6 protein-coding genes are annotated in these 6,421 nt (G+C 71.8%); 4 read left to right on the top strand and 2 right to left on the bottom strand.

From position 1 onward, the window contains the following. Both ABZ749_RS26485 and ABZ749_RS26480 read left to right on the top strand, forming a co-directional pair. Positions 1 to 382, top strand: a 382-nt coding sequence (locus tag ABZ749_RS26485) for an adenosylcobinamide-GDP ribazoletransferase (protein WP_357232554.1), incomplete at its 5' end; no start/stop codon positions are given. Positions 383 to 449: 67 nt separating this feature from the next. Beyond that, complete coding sequence (locus ABZ749_RS26480; protein ID WP_357232551.1) at positions 450 to 1,745, top strand: DUF2314 domain-containing protein; 1,296 nt, start codon at positions 450 to 452, stop codon at positions 1,743 to 1,745. Between the two features lie 141 nt (positions 1,746 to 1,886). On the opposite strand, the gene gcvT is transcribed toward ABZ749_RS26480, so the two are convergent. Beyond that, positions 1,887 to 3,017, bottom strand: a complete 1,131-nt coding sequence (gene gcvT, locus ABZ749_RS26475) for a glycine cleavage system aminomethyltransferase GcvT (protein ID WP_357232548.1) — start codon at positions 3,015 to 3,017, stop codon at positions 1,887 to 1,889. Between the two features lie 162 nt (positions 3,018 to 3,179). Here gcvT and ABZ749_RS26470 point away from each other — a divergent pair, with 162 nt between their 5' ends. Further along, entirely contained in the window at positions 3,180 to 4,754 is a 1,575-nt protein-coding gene (locus ABZ749_RS26470; protein ID WP_357232545.1) for a leucyl aminopeptidase, read from the top strand. 48 nt (positions 4,755 to 4,802) lie between these two features. On the opposite strand, the gene ABZ749_RS26465 is transcribed toward ABZ749_RS26470, so the two are convergent. Continuing rightward, positions 4,803 to 5,129 (bottom strand): hypothetical protein, encoded by a 327-nt coding sequence (locus ABZ749_RS26465; RefSeq protein WP_355007761.1) that lies wholly within the window; start codon positions 5,127 to 5,129, stop codon positions 4,803 to 4,805. Positions 5,130 to 5,307: 178 nt separating this feature from the next. On the opposite strand from ABZ749_RS26465, the gene ABZ749_RS26460 reads away from it, so the two are divergent. Then, the coding region (locus ABZ749_RS26460) for a dihydrolipoyl dehydrogenase (protein ID WP_357232542.1) at positions 5,308 to 6,421 on the top strand (1,114 nt) is incomplete at its 3' end.

Raw genomic sequence — 6,421 nt, 5'->3', positions numbered from 1 at the left:
CCGGGCATCCATCCAGGTCAGCGCGGTGCCGGCGGCGCCCTGGGTGAGCAACCCGGCGGATCTCGGCGGCGGCGGCCAACCCGTCCAACCGCGGCATCCGGATGTCCAGCAGCGCCACCCGGGGGCGGTGGGCACGATCGCCGGCACTGTCGGCCCGGTGGCGGTGGCCGCCGGCGCGGTCGCCGTCGTGCTGCTGGCGGTGCCCGCGGTGCCGGGCCGTCCATGGCAGGGGCCGCTGGCCGTCGTCGCCGCGACCGCCGTCGCGCTACCGCTGCTCAACCACGTGGTACGCCGCCTCGGCGGGATCACCGGTGACGTCCTCGGCGCGACCGTCGAGGTGGTCACCACGCTGGTCTACCTGGGTCTGGTGCTGTCCGGCTGAACCGGGCCCGGCGGGCCGGGTAGCGTTCGGCTCGACAACACCGGCGCGGCCACCGGGGGAACCCACAATGCTCATCACGGACGACTTCCTGCCCGTCCCGGTGCCGGAGTCGCTCAGCGCGACCTACCTGGTGCCGATGGCGGGGCTACCGAAGGTCAGTGCGAAGACCGCGGTGGCGGCCCTGACCGGCCGACTGGCCGAGCCGGTGCACGGGCTGGCCCGGCAGATGCTCGACAGCCCGCTGATGAGCGTCGAGACCCGGCCGATCGCCGAGTTCCCCGAGCTGCCACCGGACCTGCTCACCGCGTTCGGTGCCACCAAGGAGCAACTGGACCGGCTGGCGGCGGCGACGCACCTGGTGGTCGTACAGGCCGAGTATCGGCCCGGTTGGCCACCCGCGCACGAGTGGGCCGCGCGGGCGGTCGCGGCAGCCGTGGCGGAATCCGTCGACAGCGACGTGGTGGACGTCTTCGGCCTCCAGTTCCTCGACCCGGCGACCGCGCTGCGCTCCCTCCCCGACGAGCAGGGCCGCATCCGACTTGTCGACTGGGTGCTGGTGCCGTACTCGTCGGACACCGAGGGCCTGTGGTTCACCACCAAGGGGCTGCGCCGCTTCGGTCTGCTGGAGTTGCAGACCCAGGGGGTGCCCGACCACCTCACCCGGGCCTGGGGTGCGGTGATGACCGGGGCGGCCCGCCGACTGCTGCGGGACTGGACCGACGGGCTCACCGGCGAGGAGGTGCCGGCGTTCGTGCAGCTCCCGGTGCTGGCCACTGTCACCGGGCACGACATCGCTGTGGCGTACGGCAACCCGGAGCAGCACGGCGCCACCGCCCCGGTGCTGCTGCGCCTCGAACTGGACCCGGCGACCGACCCGGAGGCCGACTCGTTCCTCAGCCTGCGCCCGCCGGCCGGGCACCCCGGCCCGGACGGGCGCTACTACGCCGCCGCCTGCGCGACCCTGTTCTCCGGCATCCAGCCGGACGTGCGCTACGCCCGCTCCGGTGACGCGATGAGCCGTGCGGTCGCCACCGCCCGGGCCTCGCTGGATGACGCTCGGGCCCGGTTCGTCGCTGGCCTTCTCCCCACCGAGTCACAACTGGTGGTGAAGTACGGCCTGCCCGGAGACGACGGCCCGGAGTACGTCTGGGCGGGCGTCACGTCGTGGGAGACCCCGGAACGCATCGTCGGCGTGAGCGCCAGCGACGCCAACACCGACCAGAGCGTCCGCATCGGCGCCCCCGTGGTCGTGGAGACGACCGACGTGGTCGACTGGGCCGTCCTGGACGCCACAGGCGTCATCGAAGGCGGCTGGACCCAGGCAGTCCTGGACTCCGGCGAACCCCCAACCCCCTCGCGCTAACCCCCCCCCCGCTCCCCCGCCCACTCCCGGTCCGCCCGGCCCCCTCTCCGCGTTGATCATGAAGTTGTTGCCACCGCCGTCGGCGTGTCGTGGCAATAACTTCATGATCAACCAGGTCTGGGGGTGGGGCCAGGGGTGGGGTTACTTCACTGAGGGGGTTACGAAGGGGGGTTTGGTCAGCTTCAGGGGGGCTCGGCGGCCTCGGATGTCGATCTCGACCTCGTCGCCGTCGGTCAGGTTGGCGTCGGTGTCCAGCAGGGCCAGCGCGATGCCCTGCTTCCTCGTCGGGCTGAAGGTGCCGCTGGTCACCTCACCCACCTGGGTGTCGCCCACGTGCAGGGTCATGCCGGGCCGTGGGATCGCCCGGTCGACGGCCACCAGGCCGCGCAGCGTACGCCGGGGGCCGGCGGCCTTCTCGGCGAGCAGCGCGTCGCGGCCCCAGAAGGCCGGCTTGTCCCAGCCGACCGCCCAGCCGGAGCGGGCCTGCACCGGGCTGATGTCCAGGGAGAGGTCCTGCCCGTGCAGCGGGTAACCCATCTCGGTCCGCAGCGTGTCCCGGGCGGCGAGCCCACAGGCGCGCAGCTCGAACGCCGCGCCGGCGGTAAAGAGCGCATCCCAGACGGTGACCGCGTGCTCCGCCGGCACCACCAGCTCGTAGCCCAGCTCACCCGTGTAGCCGGTGCGGCAGACGGTCAGCTCCACCCCGGCGAGGCTCGCGGCGGAGAAGCTCATGTAGCCGTGTTCGGTGGGCAGGTCCAGGGCGGCCAGCAACTCGGCCGAGCGGGGACCCTGCACGGCCAGCACCGCGTACGCCTCGTGCTCGTCGGTGACTGTCACCTGCGCGGGAGCGGCGGCGCGCAACCGGCGCACCACCTCGGCGGTGTTCGCCGCGTTCGGAATGAGGAAGACGTGGTCGTCGGCGTAGAGGTAGGCGATGATGTCGTCCACCACACCGCCGGTGGCGTCGTCACAGCAGAGCGTGTACTGCGCCCGGCCCGGGCCGATCCGGCCCAGGTCGTTACTGAGGCAGGAGTTGACGAAGTCGGCCGCGCCGGGGCCGCTCACCCGGGCCTTGCCCAGGTGTGACACGTCGAAGACCCCGACCGCCGTACGCACCGCGGTGTGCTCCTTGAGCACCCCGCCGCCGGCGTACTCCAGGGGCATTTCCCAGCCCCCGAAGGGGGCGAACTTGGCTCCGGCGGCGGTGTGCCGCTCGTGCAGCGGGGAACGGCGCAGCCGGGTCGCGGCAGCGTCGGAGGTCACGTCGGTCATGGGTGGCAACTTACCGGGGGCAACGTCGCTGGTTAGCATCGGCGGGAGCCCGCTGGCGCTGTCGGCGGGACAGCCATGACGTCCGGCGGGTAGGTTCCGCCGGAGACCTTCACCGCTGGTACGCGACGCCGCGACCGGCCCGGCCCGCCCGGAGTAGCTTCAGTGACTTCACCCCGCACCACCAACCTGAGCCTGGTCGACACCGACCCGGCGGAGCTCGCCGTCGACGCGATCGTGATCGGCGTGCACAGCCAGACCGGAGAGCAGGGCGCCACCAGCGGCCTCGCCGGCACCCTGCTGCTCGCCAGCGGCGCCGAGAGCATCGCTGCCGCGTTCGACGGCAAGCTGACCGAGACCCTCGCGCTGCTCGGCGCGACCGGCGGGCCGGGTGAGGTGATCAAGCTGGCCACGCTGGGCACCGTGACCGCCCCGCTGGTCACCGCGGTCGGGCTCGGCCCGGAGCCGTCGGGTGCCGCCCCGGCCCCGGAGACGCTGCGCCGGGCCGCGGGTGCGGCGATCCGGGCTCTGGCGGGCGCGCCCACTGTCGCGCTGGCGCTGCCGCTGCCGGACGACGCGGACGCGTCGGCCGAGCTGCGCGCGGTCGCCGAGGGCGCGCTGCTGGGTGGGTACCGGTTCCCCGGTTACAAGACCCGGCCCCAGCCGACCCGGCGTGAGCCGGTGGCCGAGGTGCTCATCGCGGTGCCGGACGCCGGCGACGCGGGCGCCCAGGCGGAGGTCGTCCGGGCGCAGGCGGTGGCGGGCGCGGTCCGGCTCAGCCGGGACTGGGTGAACACCGCGCCGAACGAGCTGCGTCCGCCGTCGTTCGCCGACGCGGTCGCCAGCGCGGCGCGCGAGGCGGGCCTCGGCGTCGAGGTGCTCGACGAGGCGGCGCTGGCCGCTGGCGGGTACGGCGGCATCGTCGCGGTCGGGCAGGGCTCGGAGGCCCCGCCGCGGCTGGTGAAGCTGACCTACACCCCGCAGGGCGGCGGCAACGGCAAGCGGGTCGCGCTGGTCGGTAAGGGCATCACCTTCGACACCGGCGGCATCTCGATCAAGCCGGCGCAGGGCATGTGGGAGATGAAGTCCGACATGGCGGGCGCCGCCGCGGTGGGCGCGGCCATGCTGGCGATCGCCGCGCTGAAGCCGACGGTGGCGGTCAGCGCGTACCTGCCGATGGCGGAGAACATGCCGTCGGGCACCAGCTACCGGCCGGGTGACGTGATCACCATGTTCAACGGCAAGCGGGTCGAGGTGCTCAACACCGACGCCGAGGGCCGGATGATCCTGGGCGACGCCATGGCCCGTGCCTGCGCGGACGGCACCGACTACCTGTTCGAGACCTCCACCCTGACCGGCGGCCAGGTCATCTCGCTGGGCAAGCGGATGGCCGGCGTGATGGGCACCCCGCAGCTGTGCGACCGGGTGAAGGTGGCCGGCGACGCCGTCGGCGAGCCAGCCTGGCCGATGCCGCTGCCCGACGACGTCCGTAAGGGCATGGAGTCGGACGTGGCGGACATCTCGCAGGTCAACGCCGGGATGGACCGGGCCGGTCACATGCTGCAGGGCGGCGTGTTCCTGCGTGAGTTCGTGACCGACGACGTGGCGTGGGCGCACATCGACATCGCCGGTCCGGGCTACCACTCGGGCGAGCCGACCGGCTACTGGACCAAGGGCGGCACCGGCGTTCCGGTCCGCACGCTGGTGCAGCTCGTCGAGGATGTCGCCGCCAACGGCTGACGGAACGGAAAGCGAGGGGCCCCCGGTCGACGCCGGGGGCCCCTTTCACTACCGCTCGGGGCGACGTTTGCGGCGTTCGTTGAAGTCACGCATCCGCTGCGGGTAGCCCATCAGCCGGACGTCGTAGACCGGGATGCCCATCCGGTACGCGAAGCGCCGGGCTCCGTCCGGGCCGTCGATGCGCCGACGGGTCCACTCCCCGTCGTCGGCGATCAGGATGACGGTGGTCTCGGTCACCGTCGTACGGGGTTCGATGTACGCCTCGACGCCGCGCCGACTCCGGATGAAGTTCTCCAAATGGTCCAGATCCCCACGACTGGCAGCACGGTCATGGCTCGGCACAGCCGCCTGTTTGCGGCGCCGGAACAAGCCCACCGGTTCTCTCCCCCACCGAGCGTCATCGACAACGGTGCCAAGGGTACGTGTCGATGACGTGTCGTTGGGCACCTCGGTACGCACCCTGTGCCCAGTGGTGACAAGATGACCGAGGTGGGGTGTGTCCGTGTTACACCTCTGTGACCCCCGATGCAGCGACGCGACCTGGGAGTTGGACGTGAGCGAGCCGAACGAAGCGACCTTCGACATTGTCATTCTCGGAGGTGGCAGCGGCGGCTACGCGACCGCGCTGCGCGCCGTCCAGCTGGGCCTGAAGGTCGCGCTGGTCGAGAAGGGCAAACTCGGCGGCACCTGCCTGCACAACGGCTGCATCCCGACGAAGGCTCTGCTGCACGCCGCCGAGATCGCCGACCAGGCCCGTGAGTCGGAGCAGTTCGGGGTCAAGGCCGAGCTGATCGGCATCGACATGGCCGGCGTCAACTCGTACAAGGACGGCGTGATCGCCCGCCTCTACAAGGGCCTGCAGGGCATGTTGAAGGGCAACAAGGGCATCACGATCGTCGAGGGTGCCGGCAAGCTGGTCGGTAAGAACGTGGTCGAGGTGGACGGCAAGCGCTACACCGGCCGCAACATCGTCCTGGCCTCCGGCTCGTACGCGAAGAGCCTGCCCGGCCTGGAGGTCGACGGCGAGCGGATCATCACCAGCGACCACGCCCTCACGATGGACCGGGTGCCGTCGTCAGTGATCGTGCTCGGTGGCGGTGTGATCGGCGTCGAGTTCGCCAGCGTGTGGAAGTCCTTCGGCGTGGACGTGACGATCGTCGAGGCGCTGCCCCGGCTGGTCGCCGCCGAGGACGAGGAGTCGTCCAAGGCGCTGGAGCGGGCGTTCCGCAAGCGGAAGATCAACTTCAAGGTCGGCAAGCCGTTCGAGAAGGTCGAGAAGACCGAGGGCGGCGTCAAGCTGACCATCCAGGGCGGCGAGACCGTCGAGGCGGAGCTGCTGCTCGTCGCCGTGGGTCGCGGCCCGAACACCGCCAACCTCGGGTACGAGGAGCAGGGCGTCAAGATGGACCGCGGCTTCGTGCTGACCGACGAGCGGCTGCGCACCAGCGTGCCGAACGTCTACGCGGTCGGCGACATCGTGCCCGGCCTCCAGCTCGCGCACCGCGGCTTCCAGCAGGGCATCTTCGTCGCCGAGGAGATCGCCGGCCAGAACCCCGCCGTGATCGACGAGGTCCACGCATTTGGCGCAGGTCAGGTGAGGTCGGCCAACCGGTCCGAGCCGGCGGAAAGGGCCCGAGCAGCACAAACACCGGCCGACGAGCCGTCCC

The organism is Micromonospora sp. NPDC047753 (assembly GCF_040642735.1).
Lineage (GTDB): Bacteria > Actinomycetota > Actinomycetes > Mycobacteriales > Micromonosporaceae > Micromonospora.
Note: the sequence above shows the minus strand (reverse complement) of the source record. Positions and strands in the feature narration are given on the sequence as shown.